The organism is Paenibacillus sp. FSL H3-0286, from assembly GCF_045040705.1.
Lineage (GTDB): Bacteria > Bacillota > Bacilli > Paenibacillales > Paenibacillaceae > Paenibacillus_AQ > Paenibacillus_AQ odorifer.
Map to the genome: position 1 here is coordinate 1,731,160 of NZ_CP150285.1, position 24,483 is coordinate 1,755,642.

Below are 24,483 nucleotides of genomic sequence, written 5' to 3' on the forward strand. Positions count from 1 at the left end.
AGCAGGTTTTAGATTCTGTATCCAGATCCAGCCAATTTCTGCATTTTGGTTATTCAAATCTATATCACCGATTCTCGTGAGTTCATTTTTATATAAAAAAGAGACTCTTCTATTTAAATAGAGGGGTCCCTTTGCGATGTTAAGGTATTTAGATAAAAAGATTATGACCCGACTGATCGGCTTGGCCGAGGTAATAACCAACGCCGCCGATTCCGACACCGTCAATCAGTTCTTCACGAGTGATGCCCATAAGATCCATGGACATTTGGCAGGCGACGATTTCCACACCTTGGTCGATAGCCATCTGAATCAATTCCTCCAAGGAAGAGATATTTTTGCTCTTCATTAGAGAGCGGATCATCTTCGAGCCCATGCCCATCATGTTCATATTTGAAAGCGTCAGCTTCCGGCTGCCGCGTGGCATCATGGCACCGAACATTTTTCCGATAAAGTTTTTGTTCACAGGCACCTTCTCATCCTTGCGGATAATATTGAGGCCCCAGAAGGTAAAGAACATTGTGACTTTTTTGCCGCTGGATGCTGCTCCGTTGGCAATGATGAAGGAAGCGATCGCTTTATCCAAATCCCCGCTAAAAACAACCATTGTGCTTGCATTGCTAGTTTGAATTACTTGTGCGCCTGCTCCGGTTGGTGCTGATGCTGAAGTCTCGATAACTCCTTTGCGCAGATAAGCTTCGATCATGCCAGTAGGCAGCTTTGTTAGCTGCAAAAGCGTATTGTTGGACATACGAGCCCAAGCCTTGATATCCTCATAAAATCCGGGATCGGAAGCAGTGACCTTCAGGACTTGCCCGTCCAAGAGCGGGTCCATGCTCATTTTAACTTGGATCAGCGGCCCTGGGCAGCACAGTCCGCAGGCATCAAGCACGGAATCAGGTGTTGTGAAAGCTGTAGCGTTAACGGTTGGTGTAACTGTGCCAGTTCCAGTTCCAGTCTCTGTCCCAGTTCCAGTTCCAGTTCCAGTTTCAGTTTCAGTTTCAGTCTCCGTCATTGCTCCCGTTGCTGCGATTTCTTTACTGGCTGCTGGTGTACCAACGTTTGGCGTCAAGTTATCTTTTTTTTTAGGCGTAAATTGGCTCATCTGATAGGTTTTATAACCGCCGGTCAGATTCTTCACACGGTAACCTTTTTGCTGTAAAATCCGGGAAGCGGTGTAGCCTCTGAGTCCAACTTGGCAATACACCCAAATTTCTTTACTAGAGTCAAGCTCGCTTAGCCGACTACGCAGATCATCCACAGGAATGTTAATAGACCCTTCAATATGACCATTAGCATGTTCGATTTCCGAACGTACGTCAACTAAAATGGTATTGTTTTTGTCACGACCTTCTAAATCCTTAGGGACGAATACCGTAGTCAAATCATGCAAAATATTTTCAGCGGCAAATCCAGCCATATTCACCGGATCTTTAGCGGAAGAATAAGGAGGGGCATAAGATAGCTCCAACTCCGTCAAATCAGTGACCGTACCTCTAAAACGAATAACTGTAGCGATATCGTCGATACGTTTGTCTACACCACTGTAACCTACAGCTTGTGCTCCTAGCACCGTACCTTTTGGATCAAAAATCAGTTTCATAGATATCGGGGTTGCCCCCGGATAATAGGTTGCGTGTGAGCTTGGATGTATATAAATCACGTGATACGGCAGACCCAAACGTTGTAATGTTTTTTCGTTATTTCCGGTAGAAGCACCTGTGACTCCAAAAACCTTTATAATAGAAGTCCCTTGTGATCCTTTGTAAGTTGTGCCGAGACCACTGACGTTGTCCGCAGCAATCCGCCCTTGCTTATTGGCAGGACCAGCTAGTGGAATAGCGGTTTTTGTTCCGTTTACGAAATCAACCACCTCAACCGCGTCACCTACAGCGAACACTTGATCCAGATTAGTCTCCATCCGCTCATTGACTAAAATATGGCCGCGGGGACCGAATTCTAAGCCACTGTCCTTCAGAAAAGAGGTATCCGGAGAAACGCCGATAGCCAGCAGAACCATATCACTTTGCAGTACAGTGCCACTTGCTAATTGCACCTGTATTTGTTCTCCCACCTCAGCAAACCCTTGGACCATATCGGAAAAAATAAGATTAACACCATGCTCGTCGAGTTCTTTTGCCAAAATAGAAGACATTTCAGTATCGAATGGAGCTAATATTTGTGGTCCTGCTTCAATTAAGGAAACTTCCAGACCAGCTTCTCTAAGGTTCTCAGCCATTTCCACACCGATAAATCCACCACCGATCACCACGGCCGAACGTGTGCCTTCCGCAGCGACTTTAGCTTTGACTTTGTCAGTGTCGGGAATGTTACGCAACATGTGTATTTGGGAACTCTCGATACCGGGCAGATTCGGACGAATCGGTTTAGCACCTGGCGATAAAATAAGCGCATCATAGCTCTCTTCATAGGAGCCTTTTTCTATGCTTTCTACTCGCACTTTTTTGTTCACAGGGTCGATAGCCACGACTTCACTTTGAATCCGAACATCGATGTTAAAACGTTTATGCATCGCCTCCGGTGTCTGCACCAGCAGCTTGGAGCGGTCCTGAATGGACCCACCGATATAATAAGGAAGTCCACAATTGGCAAAAGAAATGTACGGATCACGCTCAAACATTACAATATGGGCATCTTCATCTAATCTCCGAAGTCGGGCGGCTGCTGACGCGCCTCCTGCAACACCGCCAACAATTAATACTTTTTTACTCATGATGACTTATTCCTCCCCTAAAAATAACTGAATCAGATGTTTGATTTTTTCGTCTTTAACAGAATAGTTAATCTCCAGCCCATTACGTTCGGTTTCAACGATGCCTAGTGATCTAAGCTTCTGTAAATGCTGGGACACCGTAGATTGTGGAAGATCGAGACAGTCCTGCATGAAGCTAACGTTGCAGCTGCCTTTTTCCAGAAGTCCTTTGATGATGCACAAGCGCACGGGATGAGCTATAGCCTTTAAGGTTTCGGCGGTTTGGTTATAGGCTTTGAAATTTTTGTCCATGGTAACGAACACCTCGCTTTACAATATCCTTATATCGTAATATTATGATATAGTGATATGAAAATCAAGTTATTTTTATAAAGGTGAAGGAGAGATGCTCGATGTCTTTTAAAATTTCAAAGGAAATTACCCCACAGCAAGTGGCGGAACGCTTGAAGAATGGCGAAACTCTTACCATGTTGGATATACGCGAACCCGCCGAATGGGTGGAGGGACATGTAATGGGTGCTAAACATATTCCGCTTGGACAGCTATTGATGCGCACAGATGAACTGGATTCTCATGGCGAGATAATTGTGATGTGCTTTAGTGGTGGCCGTAGTGGACTGGCTTGTGAGCTGCTGAGTGAAAAGGGGTATAACGTTGTGAACATGACGGGTGGATTAGGCGCTTGGACGGATGATTTTTTGGTACGGGAGTAATGATATGAGCATGATGGTTCGGATCCTACTGAGTATTTTAATTGTCTTTAGTATTGTGAGGTTTTTGCGTTATGCTTGGCCTGTTCGTTCACTTACTTATATAGAAGTCCGTGAGGTTCGCGAATTAGCGGATCAATCATTGGCTATGAAAATGCTCGATGTCAGGGATGCCGTTGATTACCAGAAGGACAGTATCCGTGGTTCGATAAATATTTCGCTGGGGCGGTTACCCTATGTCTGGCAGCACTGTCTATCTCCGGGCGACTCGGTTCTAATTCTTGCAGGAAGTTACTACAAAAGAAATAAAGCCGCGAGAATTCTTTATAAGCAGGGATTTCGTAAGCTATATGCGGTAAATGGTGATTTGTTAGGGAACAAAAGAACGCTCTCCGACATTTCTGTGAAAGGTTGTTGTGAAGGATAATGGATAATGGATTTAAGGTCATTGATTTCCCGTCTCAGGTTGAAGCTGGGGTGTCGAAGTCAGGGGGACGATGGAATGATCTCTTTTGATGCCTATGGGCTAGGGGCTCGGCCTGCACATTTGCTAGGTGAGGGAAGGCAGTGAAGAGGGAGCAATATGTCACTCTAGTTGAGCCGCTATATTAATGTTGCTAAGTTATGATGTTGTAGCTAGATCACTAAATTAATGTTGCTAAGTCGCGATGTTGTGGCTAGGTCGCTAAATCAATGTAGCTAAGTCGCGATGTTGTAGCTAGGCCGCTAAGTCAATGTAGCTAAGTCGCGATGTTGTAGCTAGGCCGCTAAATCAATGTAGCTAAGTCGCAATGTTGTAGCTAGGCTGCTAAGTCAATGTAACTAAGTCGCAATGTTATAGCTAGGCGGCTAAGTCAATGCAACTAAGTCGCAATGTTATAACTAGGCGGCTAAGTCAATGCAACTAAGTCGCAATCCAGTCAGCCTCATCTCGAACTCAGTTTTAATTGCATTTTGTGCAGTTAAACTTCAGTAGTTTTAGGAAAAGTAACAGTTAACTGCACTTTGTACATCTAAATTTGATCATTTACGCTTAACTACCTAATGTTTCCTTTTTTAGTTGTAGAAAGTACAACTAAATGGACTTTTAGGGGGATAAGAGTTAAATAGTTGCATGAAATACAATTAAATAGAAAAAGCACAGGTCGATAGCCAGTGAATAGTGGAGAATGGGAGACGATTTCGGACAATTTCAAAAAGGTAGGTCGAATAATATTATTCTAGCGGAACTTAGTCAAACCGAGATTACTTTAACGGAACCTACTATATAAAACCTACTATATAAAACCTACTATATTGAGCTAAATCTAGTCGTCTAACTCAAATGTAGTTTACTTAACCAAGATTGCTCTTGCTGAGTTAATTCTAACTGAACTGTACTGATCTAACTGTAACTGAACCTTGTAATGAACTAACTCTAGCTGAACTAACTATAGTGATCTAACTGTAGCTGGACTACTGTAGTGATCTAACTCAAGCTGAACTGACTGTAGTGATCTGCCTCTAGCTGAACTTACTTTAATGCAATATACTTTAACCAATGTGATTTTTTAATAGGTAAGCATGTTTAGCTTGAGTGCTATCGTTGAATGTAGAGTGTCATTGACAGCATAAGAAGGCGAATACTATACTTCTGAGTAATAGGACGAAGTACGTCCCGCATCCATAATTGGGTGCGGGATTTTTTTATGCCAAGGAGGAGGAGAATGTTATGGGGTTTACGGAAGAACATCGTAAGTGGGTGGAAGATCATATTAGTCGAAGAACGGGAGAAAGACGGGGGAGATTGGAGCGGGGACATGGGCATGGTGAGCGGATGTTTGCGGAGAAGGTCTGGTGGCCAATGATGGGTCATTTTAATGATCTTCATCCTGAATATGAAGTGTTGGATTGGCGGGGATGGCCTTATTTTGTTGATTATGCGTGGAAGCCTGGGCAGGTTAAGTTTGCTTTTGAGGTAAAAGGTTACGGCCCACATGTGCAAAACACAGATCGGACGCGTTATCGGCAGGAATTGAATCGAGAGACTTATCTACAAATCGCGGGTTATCGGGTAGTGGCGATACCATATGATGATCTGGAAGCGAGTCCTGAGAATACTATTTTTTTGTTGAGATCATTACTGATGCCGTACCTCGCTTTAAGGACAGAAGAGAAGGAGGCGTTTAGTCGACTGGAGCGTGATATTTTGCAAATTGCGGTGCGTTCGAGCGGGGACATTCGGCCTGTTGATTTGGTGAGGGAGCTTGGAATTCATCCGCGTACGGCTAGAAAAGGATTGGGTACACTATGTGAAAAAGGGATATTTAGTCCAGTGGTTTCAATAGAAAGTGGTAGAGTTTGTAGGTATGAGTATAAGCATTCTTTTAAGGATAATCAGATATGGTAAGGCTACTATTTTAATAAGGGCAAAATGCCCTAGATATCATCCGAATGGTGGGAGTCAGTCGAAAGATGGGCAAAAATGCCCTAGATATCATCCGAATGGTGGGAGTCAGGCGAAAGAAGGGCAAAAATGCCCTAGATATCATCCGAATGGTGGGAATTGGTCGAAAGAGAGGCAAAAATGCCCTAGATATCATCCGAATGGTGGGAGTCAAGCGAAAGAGAGGCAAAAATGCCCTAAATATTCATCCGAATGGTGGGAGTCAGGCGAAAGAAGGGCAAAAATGCCCTAAATATCATCCGATTGGTGGGAGTCAGGCAAAAGAAGGGCAAAAATGCTCTAGATATCATCCGAATGGTGGGAGCCAGGAGAAAGAGAGGCCCCTTAAATCTCTAATTATGACCTGATTTCTATTTAGATTGTTAAGGTGTTGCGGAGGAGGGGAATCTTCTATGATTAGATGGATAGGACGTATGGGTGTTTTTTCGAAGGATTGTCCTCGAGAATGAATGAAACCGCTATCAACAAGAGACGAAGGAGCGATTTTGATGGGAACAGATATAGCTAAATATCCATTTCAACAGATTGATTTACCTTTAAATGAGCGAGTGCAGGATCTGATCTCCAGATTAACACTTGATGAAAAAGTAAGCCTGATGCCTCAGTATCAAGCTGCCATAGAGCGTTTGGGTGTTGGGGCCTACAAGCATGGTACGGAAGCGGCGCACGGGATTTCTTGGCTTGGAAAAGCGACTTCTTTTCCTCAGCCGAGCGGACTGGCTTGTACTTGGAATCCAGAGCTGCTGAAGGAGATTGGTTCGGCCATCGGAGATGAAGCCAGAGCCTTTTACAAAAAGAATCCAACGGTTAACGGTCTGACGTTATGGGCGCCAACGGTGGATATGGAACGTGACCCGCGTTGGGGAAGAACCGAGGAAGCTTACGGCGAAGATCCAGAGTTGACCGGACGCCTCAGCACATCACTTGTGCAGGGAATCCAAGGTGATCACCCGGTCTATTTGAAAGCGGTAGCAACGCTGAAGCATTTCCTCGGCAACAATAATGAGATTGAACGCGGGAACTGCTCCGCGAGCATCGATCCGAGAAATATGCGGGAGTATTATCTGGAAGCGTTTAAGCCTGCTTTTCAAGAAGGTGGCGCACAGTCCATGATGACCGCTTATAACTCGGTGAATGGCGTGCCTGTTATTCTTCATCCGGCAGTAATGGATGTGGTTAAAGGCGAATGGGAAATGGATGGCTTTATCGTAAGCGATGCCGGCGATCTTTTTGGGATTGTGAAGGATCACAAGTATTATGAATCTTTTGCACAATCGATGGCTGAATCTATCAAAAATGGAATTGACAGCGTAACAGAAGAAACCGCAGAGACAATCAAGGTTCTTCACGAAGCACTAGACCAAGGCCTCTTAGCAGAGGAAGATTTGGATCGTGCGCTTGCCAACACTTTCAGAGTTCGTTTCCGTCTGGGAGAGTTCGATCCGGCTGAAGGGAACCCATACGCAGCAATCGACGATTCCGTAATACTTAGCAAAAAACATACCGCACTCTCCTTGGAAGCTGCGAAACAATCTATAGTATTGTTGAAGAATGACCAAGGCACATTGCCATTGAACAAAAGCAGTCTGAGCAAATTGGCGATTATTGGTCCGCTTGGTGATGAAGCCTTTAGAGACTGGTATTCTGGCACTTTACCTTATGGAGTGACTCCGCTGCAGGGGGTTAGCAAAAAGCTGCCTGGTAAACACGTTACTTTTGAGAGTGGCGCAGATCAGATCATTCTTACTTCAGCCGCAAACGGCCAAGCCATTGGAATCACAGGGGAGGACGGAAGACTGGCTGTACAACATGACATAGCAGAGCACGGAGAATTGTTCCATCATACAGCTTGGGGCTGGACTAGCAATACTCTGAAGGCGACAAGTCGCGGTCAGTATGTAACTTTAAGCGAAGCAGAGACTCTCACAGCATCTGCTGATGAAATTTACGGCTGGTTTGTAAAAGAATCGATTAACATCGTTCCGGAAGGCGAAGATACGGTATCTTTGCGGACCTGGAATGATAAAATGATCTCGGTGAATCCGGAAAATGGAACGCTGCAAGTGGCAGATCAGGATGCCAATGCGCAAGCAGGTCTTTTTAAAAAGAACATCGTAACTAACGGCATAGAGGCTGCAGTAGAAGCTGCCAAGGCTGCTGAAATCGCTGTGGTTTTTGTGGGCAACCATCCACTCCTTAACGGAAAAGAAGAAATCGACAGACCGGATATTGTGCTTCCAGAGGAGCAAGAGCGACTGGTTAAAGCTGTCTATGAAGCGAACCCGAATACGGTAGTGGTCATTGTCGGCAGTTACCCGATAACTTCCACTTGGATTGACGAGAACATTCCGGCTGTATTGTATACCTCCCATAGTGGACAAGAGCTGGGCAATGCGGTGGCAGAAGTTCTTTTCGGCGATTACAGTCCTTCCGGCAAGCTGAACATGACTTGGTTTCGTTCTGTAGAACAGCTGCCTGAGCTGATGGATTATGATATTATCAAAGGCAAAAGAACATATATGTACTTTGACGGAGAGCCACTGTATGCGTTTGGACACGGCTTAAGTTATGCCCAAATTTCCTACAGCAACCTAAGCCTAAGCGCTAAGGAGCTGCAAGCGAATGAGACGCTGAAAATTTCTGTTCAAGTAGAGAATACAGGCGTTGTTGATGGGGACGAAGTGGTGCAGCTATATGTGCAAGCTCTGAATTCCCGGGTCAAACGTCCGATTAAACAGTTGAAGGGTTTTGAAAAAGTAAACCTAACCGCAGGTCAATCGCAAACCCTAGAGTTTACGTTACCGGTTGCCGAGCTGGCATTCTGGGATGTTACCCGTGAGCAATATTGCGTGGAAAATGGAGAGTATATGGTTCTGATCGGCCGTTCATCTGCTGACATCCAATTATCCGCTCAACTATCGGTTCAAGGGGACGTTATTCCGTCGCGTAATCTGTATATCAATACCAAAGCAGAGAATTACGATGACTACGAAGGCGTATATCTGGACGAGTGCAAAGCAGGCGGTGCATCCATACATCCGGTAAAAGATGGCGCTTGGATCGCTTTTAAAGATGTATTGTTCGAGCAAGGGGCAGGAGCTTTTGAAGCCTTGGTATCCTCTGCAAAAGGTGGCACCCTTGAGATCAGAACGGGCAGCCCAGCAGGGAAGCTGGTTGGATCTGTGACTGTACCGTCGGGTGGCGTATTGCAGCAGTGGAACACACTTACTGGTGAAGTGTCCGTGGAATCTGAAATTACCGATGTTTATCTCATCTTTAATGGTGAGGTACTGCTTAGCCGTTTTCAATTTAATCAATAAGATAAGCTAGAACGCTCCATCCGCACGGTGCCGAAAAGTTATTAAGCCAAACTCAAGCTAAAATTCTCAGTATCATAAATGAGCATTAAAAAAAGGGCATTCCTGAAGGATCAGGGATGTCCTTTTCGTTTCTTTTCAATTAATCACAACCGCCCCCGCCAGCATCTCCACCCCCACCGAAGTCTCCACCGCCACTATGTCCGCCGTCTCCACCCCAGCTATGCCCCCCGCTGTCAGGTCCAGAATGGTGATGCGAGTGATCTCCGTAGTGATTATGGTGGTGGTTAGAATGATTAGAGTGGTTAGAGTGGTTTGGATCCAGCAGATCCGGATGACTGGCAGCCATAAAAGACATGTTGGCGGCATCATTTTGCCTATTTCTATCAAAGGTACTTTTGTTTGAGCTCGAGCCATTACGTATTACGGCTTGTATAATAATAAATACAGCAACACCTACAAATAGTATCCCAAAAACCATAATGAGCCGCTCCTTTCAACTCCAAAAATTAGTTACTAGCTGCTTTCGTCAAAAACTCAAGATTTCTGTAAAAAATACTCCCATAATTCCAGCCCAGATAAGGCTCGGGAATTTCTATATGGTTCACATTCACATTCATGTCTTCGTGTATCAATGATTCGCTAATATGGATTATATCATTTATATACCGTTTTATTTGCTGTAGATAATGTTTTTGAGTAACGGGCCCATGACCGGGAACAATTATGTTCACATCTAAGCGCTCGACATAAGTAAGTGCCTCCAACCAGGATAACGGATTACCGTCTACTAATAATGGATGATTATCAACTGCGACAATATCTCCAACAAAAGCTAAAGAATCGGAAGGAGAAAATAGAATAGAATCGCATTCCGTATGGGCAGCACCTACCGATAGGAGTTCAACGGTCCTAGCCGAGCCATGTATGGTCATTTTGCGGTCATAAGTTTGTTGGGGAAGGGTTACTTCAAGCGTTAGTATAGACTCTTTGATTTCTTGTAAATAACCTATTTGCGAAAGGAGCTCTCGTTGTTTGGAATCGTTCAGTTCGAGCTCTAGCTCGAGAGATGTATTAAGCTTCGTAAGATCTTCTTCAAGATTAGGAAGCAGTTTCTTCATTCGGGCAAGCCAGTCTGGTTGAGTTTTTATCATGAGCTCTCTAGTCCTACTGGAGGATATGATTACTTCATCCGAGAAGAATTGGTTCCCTCTAACGTGGTCTCCATGCCAATGGCTGTTGACGATGTATTTGATAGGTTTATTAAAATAATACAGAGCGGCATCCCTAAGATCTTTGCCAGCTTGTGGAGTGTTGAATGTATCAAAGATTAATGTGTAATCACCCATATCTATCAAACCGGCATTACTCATGGCTCCGCCTTGCTCCTTCGCTTCAAGGCAATAAATGCCTTCCACTAGAGGGACGCAGTTAAAATGTCTGGAAAGAAACATGAATTAACCTCTTTTCCTAGATAATCGAATGAAATTTATATCTATTTTATAATTTTATGGAATTTTATACTGTGATTTAATTACGCTAGTAATAGAAAAAAGGTTGCTTTTATACGCCCGATTTGCTACCATACGATGTAACTTAATCATTTATTTGTTTTCTAGGGTTCCGCAGCGGGTGCACAGCTGGTCTGGTCCGAGGGAAAACGCACGAACATTAAGTTTGTGTTTACACGGAGGGATAAAAGCCCGGGAGGTATCGCCATTTGGCGATGACCTTCCGGGCTTATTTGTTTGTCCGTGGGCAATCATAAGTTATGGAGAATTGAAGGAGGGCTTGAAATGAAAAAGAATTCAGAGTGGCTGAAGGTAGTTGGCGCTGCGATTTTCGAAGTCATGTGGGTCATAGGTTTAAAGCATGCTTCAAGCGTGTGGGAGTGGCTGATCACAGTTGTAGCCATAATCATAAGTTTCTATGTCATTATTTCAGCAAGCAGTAAATTACCGGTGGGTACCGTATATTCTGTATTTGTTGGGCTGGGGACGGCAGGAACAGTCATTGCGGACATGGTTTTATTCGGTGAACCCTTCAAGCTAATGAAGCTGGTACTGGTGGTTATTTTGCTGGCAGGAGTTATAGGTCTGAAAATGGTAACTAACGAAACCAAAGATATCAAAGAAACTGAAATAAAGGGGGAGTCTTAAATGGCATGGGCATTTTTGGTTGTTGCAGGATTGTTTGAAATGTTCGGAGTGGCTATGATCAACAGGTTGAATAAATACCGGAATCTGCAGTCGTTTTTGCTGCTCTTCCTTGGTTTTGGAGGAAGTTTTCTTTTTCTATCATTTGCAATGAAAAGTTTGCCTATGGGCACAGCTTATGCGGTATGGACGGGGATCGGTGCATCCGGTGGAGCAATTTTGGGGATGCTTTTATATGGGGAGGCCAAAGACTGGCGGCGGGTTATCTGTATTTTTATGATACTGGGAGCCGCAGTGGGGCTGAAGTTGATAGCGTAGTTAGCAATCAATTTGTTGCTTTTTCTCTCCTAAAGGAAAGATAAGTTATAAATTAGACACGATTCAGATGTTTCGAAAGGGTCATAAAGGTCGTATAAAGTAAGTATACAATTTATCGGTAAGGAGATTTTTACAATGACTAAGGATTCAATCGAGCATTTGGCTGAAATTGTGAAAGTGAACCGAGCTAACCGCATGCTGCTTCCAGACGGTACCTCTGTGCCTAGAATAGGACAGGGAACTTGGAATATGGGTGATGATGCTTCCCGTAGAGAGGAAGAAATTGCTGCTCTTAGATTAGGCGTGGAATTAGGCATGGATTTGATAGATACGGCGGAGATGTATGGGGAAGGAAACTCAGAGCTTTTAGTAGGTGATGCTATTAAAGGTATTCGGGATGACGTTTTCCTGGTATCCAAAGTATACCCACATAATGCCGGCAACGAGAATCTTATTCGCAGCTGTGAAGAAAGCTTGCAACGACTGAATACGGATCATCTGGATCTCTATTTACTGCACTGGCGGGGAGATATTCCGCTTGAAGTGACTGTGGAAGGCATGGAGAAACTGGTCTCTCAAGGTAAAATAGCAAGATGGGGTGTATCGAACCTCGATGTTGACGATATGAAAGAGTTGCTTAGTATAGCTGGGGGAACTCACTGTGCTATGAATCAGGTGCTGTATCATTTAGGGTCGAGAGGCATCGAAGCTGAATTGCTGCCATGGCAGAAAAGTCACCGCATGCCCGTAATGGCGTACTCTCCGCTTGCACAAGCAGGCGCGCTCCGCAAAGGGGTTATCGAGAGTGAGGCAGTTCAGGAAATTGCCCGTATTCATAACGCAACCCCACTACAAATTATGTTAGCTTGGACGATTCGCGAGGAGGAGATCATTACGATTCCGAAAGCTTCTTCACGTGAGCATGTAATTGAGAATGCTGCTGCAGGTTTAATTACGCTGAGTGAAGAAGAAAGATGGAAGCTGGATGAGGCTTTCCCGATACCTTCGTGGAAAGTGCCACTGGATATGAGTTGATATAGCTGTCTGAGAGTAGCTAAAGAGCTCGCCGTTGAGGCGGGCTTTTTTATATGAAAAGAGATAGGGGGAGTCTCTATAGGACACAGATGATCTTAAACGCAGAATTATGCCACTTTTGGGGGGATATCGGACACCATAGTCGCTATTAGCATAAATGACACCGATTATGAGCCCATTTCTCTGGAATAGTGTCACTGAGGTCCGCAACTTTACTCAAAAGGCTCTAAATTAGCAATAGCGTCATCTGAGTCCGGAAGTAACTTGGGAGCGTAAGCAATAAACCACGTGTCGCCGTAAGCAAGCAACTTGGGGAGCGTAAACAATAAACAACATGGGGCCGTAAGCAAGTAACTTGGGAGCGTAAACAATAAACAACGTGTCGCCGTAAGCAAGCAACTTGGGAGCGTAAACAATAAACAACGTGGGTTCGTAAGCATCATGGGTCCGTCGTAGTACCAATGGCGGGATCAGCGGGCAATGGGGTTCATAAGCACAATTGGTTTTTAGAAGTAATATCGGGGTTTGTAAACACCACTGGGGCGCAAGTGACACAGGTCCGTAAGCCCCGACCCAAAAAAGAGCAGCAATCCTTCAAAAAGGATCGCTGCTCTTTTAAAAATAAGAACTTAGCTGTTCTCAATAATCGTTTGCAGTGTAGTGCGGTCGAGGCCTTCTACCAGTTTAACTAACAGCTCTTTAGCAGCTTCGTAGTCATCGCTATGAATAACTGATGAAGCGGTATGAATGTAGCGAGAGCATATTCCGATGACTGCGGAAGGAACGCCGATTCCACTTACATGAACCTGACCTGCATCTGTTCCACCTTGGGAGACAAAATACTGGTATTTGATCTTGTGAGTATCCGCTGTGTCTTGTACATATTCGATTAAGCCGCGATGTGTAACCATCGTAGGATCATAAATGCGCAGTAGAGCGCCTTTACCCAAATGGCCAAAGGCTTGGCTATCACCGGTCATATCGGCAGCAGCGCTCGCATCCAAGCCGAAGAAAATGTCTGGGGACAGAAGATTAGCGGCTGTACGTGCTCCACGAAGTCCGACTTCCTCTTGTACAGTAGCACCAGCATAAACAGTATTAGGCAGCTTTTTGCCGTGTAATGACTTAACCAGCTCAATGGCGAGGCCTACACCGTAACGGTTATCCCACGCTTTAGCCATGATTTTTTTAGGGTTGGCAAGCGGGGTGAACGGACAGATCGGCAGTACTTGTTGACCTGGTCTGACGCCAAAGCTTTCTGCCTCTTCACGGCTGTCTGCACCGATATCAATATACATTTTGCTAATTTCGCCCGTCTTGCCGCGCTCTTCTGCGCTTAGTAGGTGGATAGGCGTGCTGCCAACAACACCGGTCAATGTGCCTTTTGGTGTAATGATTTGGAGACGCTGGGAAGCAACAGCAGAAGCAAGCCATCCGCCTAGCGGTTGAAAACGAATCATCCCGGTGTTAGTAATTCCGGTGACCATAAAGCCCACTTCGTCAAAATGTCCAGCGACCATAATTTTTGGCCCGTTTTCCTCACCGCGCAATACGCCGAACAGACTTCCGAGACGATCCTGCACGAACTCTTCGGTATAAGGTGTCATAGCATCCTTGACGTAAGCGCGGAGTTCGCGCTCAAAGCCCGGGGCTGCAGGGAATTCGGTAAGTGTTTTGAATAGATCCAATGTTTCTTGATTCATTTGAAATCACTCCTTTATTAAAATATAAGGACGTATAAGCTTTGCGTTATACATCATCCTTATAGTTCTACGAGAAACGGTTGCGATCCAAAATGGACGACAACGTTATTTCTTCCTGCCACTTAGTATGAACATTGTGAGCTCACTTGTCCATGCTAAAGAGACAATGAACACCCGGTGAACGCTCCGCGAATACAATGCAATAGGGGCTCTGGTGGCAGGAGCTTTAGAAAGGATGCGAAGGAAATGAGGGTAGCAGGTAGTGTACCCAAAAGAAGGGTGCAGGGAGGATACTCCAAAAGAAACCTAAAGGTTAGCGGAGCGCGCAGACGTTACTGGCGCCACAACTCTCTGGAAAAGGAAGCAGTGCTTATTCTTGTGCTGTTCTTGCTGCTGATAGTTGTGTTACTGTATTTTTCCTGAATTGGAGGGACATAACGAAGCGGGGTATGGCAAACAATAAGGAAAACTTCTAAGCGAAGAAACAACTTGAGGGGCTCAAAGTGAGTACTACTATGATGCTTGTCAGCCCCCTTCGCCTAACTTTCAGGAGGTGCCCTCAATGCCGGCGAAAACGAAAAAATCGGGTGTCAAGCTGAAGCTTGATACCCTGACCCCGCAAGATTACGAGAAATTGTCCAAGCCCTTTGTACCCGCTAGGCCCGTATTCAAAAACTGTGTGCGAGCATTTCTTGCTGGCGGCCTAATCTGTGTAATTGGACAAGGGATTCAGGAGGCTTATATGGCAATATTCGATATGACCTCCAAAGAAGCCGCAAGTCCAACTGTAGCGACGATGATTCTACTTTCTGTAATCCTGACCAGCTTTGGCGTGTATGACAAACTGGCGCAATGGGCCGGTGCAGGAACTGCGGTTCCGGTTACTGGTTTTGCGAACAGTATGTGCTCAGCAGCTCTTGAACATCGTGCGGAAGGACTTGTGCTCGGTGTGGGCGGCAATATGTTCAAGCTGGCGGGTTCAGTCATCGTATTTGGTGCCGTTGCTGCTTTCATAATTGGTATCGTCTATCTCTTTTTAGGCGTTGGCGGAGGTGCACATACATGAAACAGCTTGGCAGTCAGACTTGGGAGTTCACGAGCCGTCCCGTTATTTTAGGCTCTTCTGCTGTAGTGGGTCCTGAAGAGGGAGAGGGTCCATTAACGTCAGATTTTGATTTTATATTTGATTCCTTGGAAATGGGTGAAAAAACATGGGAAAAGGCTGAGCGGGCTCTTTTCGAAAAAGCCTCCCTATTGGCACTGATTAATGCAAACCTGGATAAGGAGAAGCTGGAGTTTTTTGTTGGCGGAGATTTGATGAACCAAATTATCAGCAGCTCCTTCGCGGCAAGAAAATTAGGTGTGCCTTATCTTGGAGTTTTTGGTGCTTGCTCCACTTCCATGGAGAGCCTTGCAATTGCCTCTATGATCGTAGATTCCGGAGGCAGCAAATACGTGCTCGCGGGAACATCCAGCCATAACTGTACGGTGGAGAAGCAATTTCGTTATCCTACCGAATACGGTTCACAGAAGCCGCCAACGGCGCAATATACGGTCACAGGCTCGGGCTGTGCTGTAGTAGGTCAGAATGATGGGACTGGCAACAATCCGGTAGTGGTCTCGGCTACCCTTGGACGAATAATGGATCTCGGTTTGACAGATCCTTTTAATATGGGAACAGCGATGGCACCGGCGGCGGCGGATACGATCACTGCGCATTTTCGGGATACCGGACTATCCCCCGGGCATTATGACTTAATTGTTACAGGTGATCTTGCATCTGTAGGCTTGCCCATTGCGAAAACCTTATTAGCTAAAGAAGGGATTCCAATGGAGCAAACAACCTTTGATGATTGCGGTTTGCTTATCTACGATTTGGAGAAACAGAAGTATGTGATCGCCGGAGGAAGTGGTTGCGGGTGTTCCGCAGTAGTGACTTATGGTCATATACTCAAGCGTATTAAAAAAGGTGAACTAAAACGGGTGCTGATTGTGGCAACTGGAGCCTTATTATCCCCATTGTCATACCAGCAGGGAGAGAGCATTCCGTGTGTGGCTCATGCTGTTGCTATAGAAAGTGGAGGTGGAGTTTAATGATGATTTACTTATGGGCTTTTCTGATCGGAGGAGCCATTTGCGTTATAGGCCAGCTGATGTTTGATGTATTGAAGCTGACACCTGCACATACGATGAGTACATTAGTTGTAGCCGGAGCGATTGCTGATGCTTTTGGCATCTATGATCCACTTGTGAAATTTGCGGGTGCGGGCGCAACCATTCCAATCACAAGCTTCGGTAACTCTTTGGTCCATGGAGCATTGACAGAGCTGGAAAGGGATGGCTGGATCGGTGTAGTTACAGGGATTTTTGATATCACGAGCGCAGGGATTTCGTCAGCGATTGTGTTCTCTTTCCTGGCTGCATTGGTTGTTCGGCCTAAAGGATAATGGGATTTTAGCGCTTTAGATTAGAACCTGCGGGACATTTTGTCCTGCGGGTTTTTGGTTTGTTTACACTTCGTAAGCTTCAACAATGTACTTTGGGTCCCCTAATCATGTAAAATATAAATATTACTGCTTATTCTGACCTAGGAGGATCATATATGCCCGTTCGTCAAGAATCAATGCACATCATGAATGCTGTCCGTAATAATCTAGAATCCTGCATACTTGGAAAATCATTTGAAATACAATTGCTGCTAACAGCGCTGCTTGCCGGTGGTCATGTTCTGATCGAGGATGTACCGGGAACAGGAAAGACCCAGCTTATTCGCGCACTTTCCAGATCAATGTCCGGAGAGTATCGCCGGATACAATGTAATCCGGATATTCTTCCGAGTGATATTACCGGTGTATCTGTGTATCATCCGAGAGATGAGATGTTTCATTTCCGCCCAGGTCCAGTGATGACGAATATCCTGCTGGCCGATGAAATTAACCGAGCCACCACAAAGACACAATCCGCCCTTCTGGAAGTGATGGAGGAACGAAATGTAACCGTAGATGGGGAGACCTATCCGCTGCCGCATCCATTTATGTTGTGCGCCACCCAGAATCCGATAGATTTTGAGGGAACCTACACGTTGCCGGAAGCTCAGTTGGATCGGTTTATGCTAAGAATTAGTCTTGGTTATCCTGATGCAGCAACCGAAAAAAATCTATTGTTGAGCCATCAAGAAGGTCAACCAGTGGACAGGCTTACGGCTGTCACTAGTATGGAGCAGATCGCTAGTATTCAGGAGGAGATTCGTGAGATTTATATGAGTGATCCTGTACTGAATTACTTGTTAGATATTGTGCGCCAGACAAGAGAGCATCCGCTTGTATTGCTCGGTGCAAGTCCACGAGCTTCGTTATCGTTTATGCTGGCTTGTAAAGCTTATGCTTTCTTACAGGGAAGAGATTATGTGCTTCCAGATGACGTAAAGGTGCTTACTCCATTTGCCTTGGGTCATCGTATATTGCTGCGTCCAGAGTCGCGCCTAGATAATGTTAGCGTAGATTCACTGCTTCAAAAGCTTCTGCAGAGCATTCAAGTGCCTGTTACGATGAGGCAATAATATGAGACGTTATTTGTCTACGATGGCAGCTCGCATTCAGCCTACTAAGTTCGCCAGCATCCTTGTAATTTGGAGTATTACGCTCTTATATGTACTATTTCAGGGCGGTAAAACTGCATTTATGTTGTTTATTATGGTCTCTGTACTTATTGCATATCTGATTGCTGGAGGTTTGGGAGGCGTTCGGCGGGCTAAGGGTGTTCGCAGTTTTTATGCCGAACAGGATAAGGGAGATTTGCTCTCTGCCGGTGGGTATCTTCGTGTAGGTCTGAAGGTCACAATCCCGGGGATTTTGCCTTTACCTTATGTAGTTGTTAGGGAAGTTCTGAAACGGCATAATGGCGAATCCTGGGTATTTGAGGAAAGCCTGATTCCCAGCCTCAGAGGACTTGGGGAACTGCGGTTTCAGACACCAGTTCTCGAACGGGGCACTTATACATTTTCAGATACGGATATCATCAGCCAAGATATTTTTGGCCTTGTTGAGCATAAAGGTACTTTTCTGGCTGAAGGCCAGTTTCAGGTGTTGCCTCGTGCAATCTATGTTCCGCGGTGGCAGTTATATGAAAGAAAATCCCGTCTTTCTGGGCCACAGACCTCTGTTGTTCAATCACGACGTGAGACTACCCAAATTAACGGTGTACGCGACTACGTATATGGCGATCGCCTAACACGCATTCATTGGAATGCAACGGCAAAGACAGGCTCGTGGAAGTCCAAAGAGTTCGAGCATGAGTCGATTCCCAAGACCATTCTAGTTCTGGACGGCTCTGCTTCTGCTTATATGAATTCGAATCAATTTGAACTCGCAGTCTCCGTCGCAGCCTCACTACTTGGATTCGGCATTCGAGAGCGAATTGGGATCGGTCTTTGCTGTTTGGATAAGACCACGAAGGTATTTGCACCTGTTGAAGGTGCTGCTGAGCGTCAGAAAATGATTCAATATTTGATCGATCTTAACGCCGAAGGGCACGGTCCACTCATATCCCGTTTGGAAAAAGGTTACCGTATGTTCCCTAAAGGCTCATACTTCGTGCTAATTAGTCCTCAACGTGGTCAGCCTGTACTGGATGCACTACGTTGGGCTGACAGCAGAGGGATGACTCCGTCGCACATTCATATAGGGAATTTATCAGAAACGAATAGCAGCACAGATTGGACAGACGTTCTAAGATCACGGGGGATTACAGGCTACAGCATTAGCTCACTGCAAGAGCTTCCCATAGTATTAGGAGGGGAAGTCTGATATGAGAAACTGGTGGAATCAGATGAAATTCTCCTGGCACCGTTCTTTAGGTCTATTGTGGCTTTTGATTATAGCCCACCAGTGGGTCTCTTATACGGAACCTATCTGGTTAAGACAGACAACTGCTGTTGTGTGGGCTGCATTAATAACGATCACTGTGATTGAAATCATAATTCCTGTAAAAGTTCAGATAAGGCTCTTTATTGAAGCGGCAGCTATTATTTATATCGTTTATCGGATACTTATCAATTATGGTATATACGTTGCTGATCCTTGGGCAACAACCCTCCCGGACAGACTGCAGGATATTGCAGTTCATATGGTGCCCTATATCTGGTTTGCTCTCGGAGCCTCAGCCCTGCTGCTGTTGTCGTCTTGGTGGGCATCCTCAAAAAGACGTATTTTATGGTTTATAGGAATGAACATAGTGGCCTTGGCTGCCTTGGATTCCTTTACATCTATTGTTTTGTGGCAGGAAGTAGCCTGGACGGTATTTGCGGGGATGGGCTGGCTGGTCAGCCAGCATCTGAGAAGCTTCCAGCTTCAATATCCGCGTGGTTGGGTGCATCTGCTGAAATATCCCACGAAAATAGTCATTAATATTGCCATCGTCTTCTCTTTGGTCATCCTAATTGGAGTGAATATGCCTGGGGTAAGGCCTACCCTAACCGATCCTTATACCGCTTGGCAAGAATGGAATGGGATTGGGAAGTCTTCTGGGAAGGGCACAGTTGGGACCACGAAATCTGAGATGGGTTCTGTCTCCCCTACTAACAATACATCGTCAGGCTACAGTCTGAATGATGATCAACTAGGTGGCGGCTTTACCTTCGATTATACACCGGTGATGACAGTGGTTTCTGATTTGCGTATTTATATGCGGGGAGAAACGCGCAGATTATATTCCGGAAGAGGTTGGGTCGATAGAGATCGGTTAAATCGGGGACCTCTAGAAGCGGTAGATGTAGGTGAAGCTTTAGAGAGCAGTGTGGGTTCTAAAGTAAATACACGAACACTGAAACAAACAGTAACCGTGCTTAATAATAATGAATTTCCCGTACTATTTGGCACTTATTCAGTATCTTCGGTGGATTCTTTAAATGGGGAAAAAGCTGGAGATGGACTCTCCTGGAGAAGCCGAGACAGCGAGCTGATCTGGGATGTGGATGGGAAGAAACTCGCTTATCCGTCTACTTTTGAGGTGACGTCTGAGGTTCCTGTAATTCCTGTTCAAGAATTGACAACAAAGACGTATGAGGAGCTATATAAAGGGAACGATTTGGAGAAAATGTTTCTTCAACTGCCTAACGATTTTCCTAAAAGAGTCCGGGAGCTGGCTGAGGAAATCACGGCTGAAGGAAAAACGCCGTATGAAAAAACAGCGCTTTTGCAACAATACTTACAACAAACCTTTCCATATACCAATAATCCAGATATATCACGTGTCACAAGCAACGATTTTGTAGAAGGGTTTTTGTTTGAGTTAAAGGAAGGTTACTGTGATTATTATTCTACGGCACTGGTTACTATGGCGCGCTCTCTGAACATCCCTGCACGATGGGTTAAGGGGTACGCACCTGGGGAACAGCCGGAAATCCCAATGAATCCGGCACAACAGCAATCAGGCACAGTGAATAATAACTATACAATTACCAATGCGGATTCCCACTCTTGGGCTGAAGTTTATTTTGGTGATTATGGTTGGATTCCAGTTGAAGCTACACCTGGATTTAATATTCCGCTTTTAACTCAGAGTGAGCAAACCCCTGAAGTCGAACCAGAAGATCAAAAAGAGCAGGCAGAACCTACACCAGCGCCTGTGAATAACGCACAAGAAGATCAAGGGTTTCATGTAGGTCTATGGGTTGTTGTGGCAGCTGTAGTGGTGTTGCTGTCCTGGGCGATTTTTATAGTTTGGCATAGACGCTTTAAGCTTCGCTTCTTCATGCAGCAGCTGCGCAATGGCCGGCCTTTAACGCCAGATCAGAAAGTAGTGGCGGAAACTGAGCGTTGGGTAAGGTATTTGCATCGCAAGGGAATGCTAAAAGAAGAGCACGAAACTTTACGTGAAGCCGTAGATCGCTGGAGTGGAGAACGGCCGGCAGTGGCTGATCATCTATACTCACTACTAACAATGTTCGAAAAGGCGAAATATAGCCCTGAGGTTATTGAAGACAAAGACTGGCAGAGCGTGTATACTGAAGCTTTGTGGGTGCGGAGAAAAATGAGATCCAAGAAATAACACTTTGCGTGAAAGTATAGCTACAGATTTATTTGCGATGCGCAAGGAGTATGTTATAGTTTTTTGTATGAAATCGAGGTGAACGTATTGTTTGAAATGTTAGTTCCCAAACTCCGGGTGAATACGGTATTCGATATTGCTCTGGACGAGCTGTATAGACAGGGATATCGCGGAATCATCACGGATCTGGATAACACACTGGTCGGTGCCAAAGCGCCTGTGGCTACTCCGGAGCTGTTGTTATGGTTCGAAAAGGTGAAGGAACTGGGCTTTAAGCTCATCATCGTATCTAACAATAACATGGAACGGGTGTCCCGCTTTGCAACACCGCTTAATATTGAATTTGTGCACCAGGCTCGTAAACCGAGTAATGCTCCTTTTCTCAAAGCGATGAAGCAGATGGAGCTGCCCCCTGAACAAACGATTGTGGTGGGAGACCAAATGCTTACTGATGTATACGGCGGCAATCGCCTTGGCCTGTATACTGTTTTGGTACTGCCAATCTCCGTCAAGGACGAGGGGTTCGGCACAAGGTTTAATCGCCGGGTAGAGCGGGTTGCTCTGACACGGCTTCGCAAAAAAGGATTGTGGCACGAGGAGGATAAATAGTAATGAACGAACAAAGCGAAACACAGCGTCCTGAGAAGTGCAGCGGTTGCGGCATCAAGCTTCAGACGGAGCATAAGGATCAACCAGGATACCTTCCGGAGGTTGCACTTGAACGGGACCCGGTGATTTGCCAACGCTGTTTCCGGATTAAAAATTATAATGAGGCTTCATCTGTTTCGGTGAATCAGGATGAATTTCTTCGCCTGCTGAGTGGAGTAGGAGAGAAGAATGCGCTTGTTATTCATATTGTCGATATCTTCGATTTCGAAGGCAGTCTGATTTCCGGCCTGCAGCGGTTTGTTGGCAATAACCCTGTTATTCTTGCAGTGAATAAATGTGACTTGCTGCCGAAGGTTACAAACTGGAACAAGTTGCGTAACTGGATGCAGCAGCGCTGTAAAGAGGAAGGCTTGCGGACGGCTGAAATCGTACTTTGCAGTGCGAAACGCAATCAAGGTTTTGACCGTTTGCTGGAAGCCGTAACGGAGTTGCGCGGTCAACGCGACGTATATGTAGTAGGTGCTACCAATGTGGGCAAATCCACACTTATTAATCGTCTGATTTCGGACTATAGCGATTTAGAGCAGGAGTTAACGACTTCACGTTACCCTGGCACAACACTCGATACGGTCAAAATTCCACTGGATGACGGCCACTACATTATAGATACTCCAGGGATTGTGTATCCTTGGCGTTATAGTGAATTAGTTGAGCGTCAGGATCTGGATGCAGTTATGCCTGCCAATCCTTTGAAGCCGACAGTCTATCAGTTGAACGAAGGACAGACTCTTTTCTTCGGTGGATTGGGACGTTTTGATTTCGTACAAGGCCCGCATCAATCCTTCACTTGCTTTATTAGTGGTACTTTAAAAATCCATCGCACGAAGCTGGAACGCGCAGATTCCCTCTATCAGGATCATCGCGGTGAAATGCTGTCTCCACCGGGAAGTGACCGGATGGACAAGCTGCCACCTTGGCAGCGGCATGAGTTCCGGATTAACCGGGGCAGCAGAGCCGATCTGTATATTTCGGGTCTGGGCTGGATTAAGGTTAATGGAACTGAAGGTGCAGTTGTGGCCATTCATGTTCCGCGTGGTGTGAAGGTGCTTACCCGCCCTTCGATGATTTAACGAGGGAGGATAATCTATTGTCTACAACTGCAGTCGAAGGCTACAATAGCGGTAATATTCTACTCGGTGTAATGGGAGATCCTATTATACAATCCAAATCTCCAATTATGCATGAAGCAGCGCTGCAAGCGCTGGGAATTCCGGGTGCTTATGTACCGCTTCACATCCGCCCGGAGAAGCTGGGCGATGCGGTGCAAGCGATCCGTACGCTTGGTTTCCGTGGAGTGAATGTGACGATTCCGCATAAGGTTGCGGTGATGCAATATTTGGATGTATTAGATGAGAGTGCAGTAGCCGTTGGTGCAGTCAATACGATTGTTAATGATAACGGAGTGCTCACCGGATATAATACGGATGGGATCGGTTACGTGCGTTCGCTCAAAGCGGAAGCTATTTCTGATTTGTCTGGTGTGAAGATTATGGTTATCGGGGCCGGTGGAGCAGCAAGAGGAATTGTTGCCGCACTACTTCAGGAGAAGCCTTCTTCAATCATTATTGCTAATCGCAGTGTTGATAAGGCAGAGGACTTGGCGTCACAGTGCCGGAGCAAAGGGAATGTCATCGGGATTAGCATGAACGAAGTAGCAGAAATGCTAAGTGGTGTAGACGTGCTGATCAATACTACCTCCGTAGGTATGTATCCTCATATGGATGAGACACCGATAGATCCTGGACTGCTTCGTAAAGGAATGGTCGTAAGCGATCTGATTTATAATCCGCTGCGTACGCGGCTATTGTTGGAAGGACTCGAACGGGGCTGTACGATTCATGGAGGCCTTGGTATGTTTGTCTATCAGGGAGCTTATGCACTGGAGTATTGGACAGGGCAGCCTGCGCCTACGGAAATCATGCGGCAGACCATTCTCGATTGCTTGGGTGGAAATGAGTAAGAAATGGATTCATCAAGTTAGGGTAATAATAGGTAATAATATATGTTAATTAAGGAGTTATTCATTTATGTTAACTGGTAAACAAACACGGTATCTTCGTTCATTGGCGCACCATCTCGATCCTATTTTTCAAGTGGGCAAAGGTGGAGTAAATGATCACCTCGTACGCCATATTGAAGAAGCTATTGAGAAGCGCGAGCTTATGAAGATTAGTATACTGAGCAATAATATTGAGAATCCCAAGGAAATTGGCGCTGCTCTGGCTGAACAATCGGGTTCTGAGCTTGTGCAAGTGATCGGTAAGACTGTCGTTCTATACAAAGAATCACGTGATAACAAAACCATTGAGCTGCCGCGTTAATAGCTGTAAGTATACCTTACCGAGGAGGTC

At 45.5% G+C, this 24,483-nt stretch carries 23 protein-coding genes and 1 riboswitch; of the genes, 18 read left to right on the forward strand and 5 right to left on the reverse strand.

Annotation, left to right across the window (positions count from 1 at the left end; all coding sequences use genetic code 11):
- Positions 1 to 148: 148 nt before the first annotated feature.
- On the reverse strand, positions 149 to 2,731 hold the full coding sequence (locus tag MHB37_RS07510) for an FAD-dependent oxidoreductase (protein ID WP_405169105.1): 2,583 nt from the start codon (positions 2,729 to 2,731) through the stop codon (positions 149 to 151).
- 6 nt (positions 2,732 to 2,737) lie between these two features.
- Positions 2,738 to 3,022: a helix-turn-helix transcriptional regulator gene (locus MHB37_RS07515; protein ID WP_036675735.1), complete on the reverse strand. Its 285-nt coding sequence runs from the start codon at positions 3,020 to 3,022 to the stop codon at positions 2,738 to 2,740.
- Positions 3,023 to 3,123: 101 nt separating this feature from the next.
- Between MHB37_RS07515 and MHB37_RS07520 the strand changes: the two genes are divergently transcribed.
- The 5 genes from MHB37_RS07520 (at position 3,124) to MHB37_RS07540 (ending at position 9,207) form a co-directional block, all read left to right on the forward strand.
- Entirely contained in the window at positions 3,124 to 3,444 is a 321-nt protein-coding gene (locus MHB37_RS07520) for a rhodanese-like domain-containing protein (protein WP_340395206.1), read from the forward strand.
- A 4-nt stretch (positions 3,445 to 3,448) separates the two neighbouring features.
- Positions 3,449 to 3,868, forward strand: a complete 420-nt coding sequence (locus MHB37_RS07525) for a rhodanese-like domain-containing protein (RefSeq protein ID WP_076185312.1) — start codon at positions 3,449 to 3,451, stop codon at positions 3,866 to 3,868.
- A 1,284-nt stretch (positions 3,869 to 5,152) separates the two neighbouring features.
- Entirely contained in the window at positions 5,153 to 5,830 is a 678-nt protein-coding gene (locus MHB37_RS07530) for a hypothetical protein (RefSeq protein ID WP_340393691.1), read from the forward strand.
- 65 nt (positions 5,831 to 5,895) lie between these two features.
- Positions 5,896 to 6,234 carry a hypothetical protein gene (locus tag MHB37_RS07535; protein ID WP_405169106.1) on the forward strand — a complete coding sequence of 113 codons (339 nt, stop codon included), beginning with the start codon at positions 5,896 to 5,898 and terminating at the stop codon, positions 6,232 to 6,234.
- A 141-nt stretch (positions 6,235 to 6,375) separates the two neighbouring features.
- Entirely contained in the window at positions 6,376 to 9,207 is a 2,832-nt protein-coding gene (locus MHB37_RS07540; protein WP_405169107.1) for a glycoside hydrolase family 3 C-terminal domain-containing protein, read from the forward strand.
- A 139-nt stretch (positions 9,208 to 9,346) separates the two neighbouring features.
- On the opposite strand, the gene MHB37_RS07545 is transcribed toward MHB37_RS07540, so the two are convergent.
- Positions 9,347 to 9,685, reverse strand: coding sequence for a hypothetical protein (locus MHB37_RS07545; RefSeq protein ID WP_076185308.1), 339 nt, complete (start codon positions 9,683 to 9,685; stop codon positions 9,347 to 9,349).
- A 28-nt stretch (positions 9,686 to 9,713) separates the two neighbouring features.
- Entirely contained in the window at positions 9,714 to 10,658 is a 945-nt protein-coding gene (locus MHB37_RS07550) for an MBL fold metallo-hydrolase (protein ID WP_405169108.1), read from the reverse strand.
- Positions 10,659 to 10,808: 150 nt separating this feature from the next.
- Positions 10,809 to 10,916, forward strand: a riboswitch (guanidine-I (ykkC/yxkD leader).
- An 84-nt stretch (positions 10,917 to 11,000) separates the two neighbouring features.
- Between MHB37_RS07550 and MHB37_RS07555 the strand changes: the two genes are divergently transcribed.
- The 3 genes from MHB37_RS07555 to MHB37_RS07565 all read left to right on the forward strand — a co-directional run bounded on the left by MHB37_RS07555 (position 11,001) and on the right by MHB37_RS07565 (position 12,713).
- Positions 11,001 to 11,363: a multidrug efflux SMR transporter gene (locus tag MHB37_RS07555; RefSeq protein ID WP_036675723.1), complete on the forward strand. Its 363-nt coding sequence runs from the start codon at positions 11,001 to 11,003 to the stop codon at positions 11,361 to 11,363.
- A complete protein-coding gene (locus MHB37_RS07560; protein WP_076125196.1) occupies positions 11,364 to 11,678 on the forward strand; it encodes a multidrug efflux SMR transporter in 315 nt (104 codons plus the stop codon). It begins immediately after the preceding gene.
- Positions 11,679 to 11,873: 195 nt separating this feature from the next.
- Complete coding sequence (locus tag MHB37_RS07565; RefSeq protein ID WP_217696507.1) at positions 11,874 to 12,713, forward strand: aldo/keto reductase; 840 nt, start codon at positions 11,874 to 11,876, stop codon at positions 12,711 to 12,713.
- A 629-nt stretch (positions 12,714 to 13,342) separates the two neighbouring features.
- On the opposite strand, the gene MHB37_RS07570 is transcribed toward MHB37_RS07565, so the two are convergent.
- Entirely contained in the window at positions 13,343 to 14,416 is a 1,074-nt protein-coding gene (locus MHB37_RS07570; RefSeq protein ID WP_076125194.1) for a M42 family metallopeptidase, read from the reverse strand.
- Positions 14,417 to 14,978: 562 nt separating this feature from the next.
- Between MHB37_RS07570 and spoVAC the strand changes: the two genes are divergently transcribed.
- The 10 genes from spoVAC (at position 14,979) to yhbY (ending at position 24,453) form a co-directional block, all read left to right on the forward strand.
- A complete protein-coding gene (gene spoVAC / locus MHB37_RS07575) occupies positions 14,979 to 15,482 on the forward strand; it encodes a stage V sporulation protein AC (protein WP_076125192.1) in 504 nt (167 codons plus the stop codon).
- A complete protein-coding gene (spoVAD, locus tag MHB37_RS07580) occupies positions 15,479 to 16,510 on the forward strand; it encodes a stage V sporulation protein AD (RefSeq protein ID WP_036675714.1) in 1,032 nt (343 codons plus the stop codon). Before spoVAC ends, spoVAD begins: the two co-directional genes overlap by 4 nt.
- 2 nt (positions 16,511 to 16,512) lie before the next feature.
- Positions 16,513 to 16,863 carry a stage V sporulation protein AE gene (gene spoVAE, locus MHB37_RS07585; RefSeq protein WP_036675923.1) on the forward strand — a complete coding sequence of 117 codons (351 nt, stop codon included), beginning with the start codon at positions 16,513 to 16,515 and terminating at the stop codon, positions 16,861 to 16,863.
- Positions 16,864 to 17,018: 155 nt separating this feature from the next.
- Entirely contained in the window at positions 17,019 to 17,975 is a 957-nt protein-coding gene (locus tag MHB37_RS07590) for a MoxR family ATPase (protein WP_076125188.1), read from the forward strand.
- 1 nt (position 17,976) lies between these two features.
- Positions 17,977 to 19,221, forward strand: coding sequence for a DUF58 domain-containing protein (locus tag MHB37_RS07595; RefSeq protein ID WP_076185303.1), 1,245 nt, complete (start codon positions 17,977 to 17,979; stop codon positions 19,219 to 19,221).
- Position 19,222: 1 nt separating this feature from the next.
- Positions 19,223 to 21,463, forward strand: a complete 2,241-nt coding sequence (locus MHB37_RS07600; RefSeq protein ID WP_405169109.1) for a transglutaminase domain-containing protein — start codon at positions 19,223 to 19,225, stop codon at positions 21,461 to 21,463.
- 87 nt (positions 21,464 to 21,550) lie between these two features.
- Complete coding sequence (locus MHB37_RS07605) at positions 21,551 to 22,072, forward strand: YqeG family HAD IIIA-type phosphatase (protein WP_036675921.1); 522 nt, start codon at positions 21,551 to 21,553, stop codon at positions 22,070 to 22,072.
- Between the two features lie 2 nt (positions 22,073 to 22,074).
- On the forward strand, positions 22,075 to 23,202 hold the full coding sequence (gene yqeH, locus MHB37_RS07610; RefSeq protein WP_076125182.1) for a ribosome biogenesis GTPase YqeH: 1,128 nt from the start codon (positions 22,075 to 22,077) through the stop codon (positions 23,200 to 23,202).
- 71 nt (positions 23,203 to 23,273) lie between these two features.
- A complete protein-coding gene (aroE, locus tag MHB37_RS07615) occupies positions 23,274 to 24,092 on the forward strand; it encodes a shikimate dehydrogenase (protein ID WP_081386436.1) in 819 nt (272 codons plus the stop codon).
- Between the two features lie 67 nt (positions 24,093 to 24,159).
- Positions 24,160 to 24,453: a ribosome assembly RNA-binding protein YhbY gene (yhbY, locus tag MHB37_RS07620; protein ID WP_036675703.1), complete on the forward strand. Its 294-nt coding sequence runs from the start codon at positions 24,160 to 24,162 to the stop codon at positions 24,451 to 24,453.
- Positions 24,454 to 24,483 lie beyond the last annotated feature (30 nt).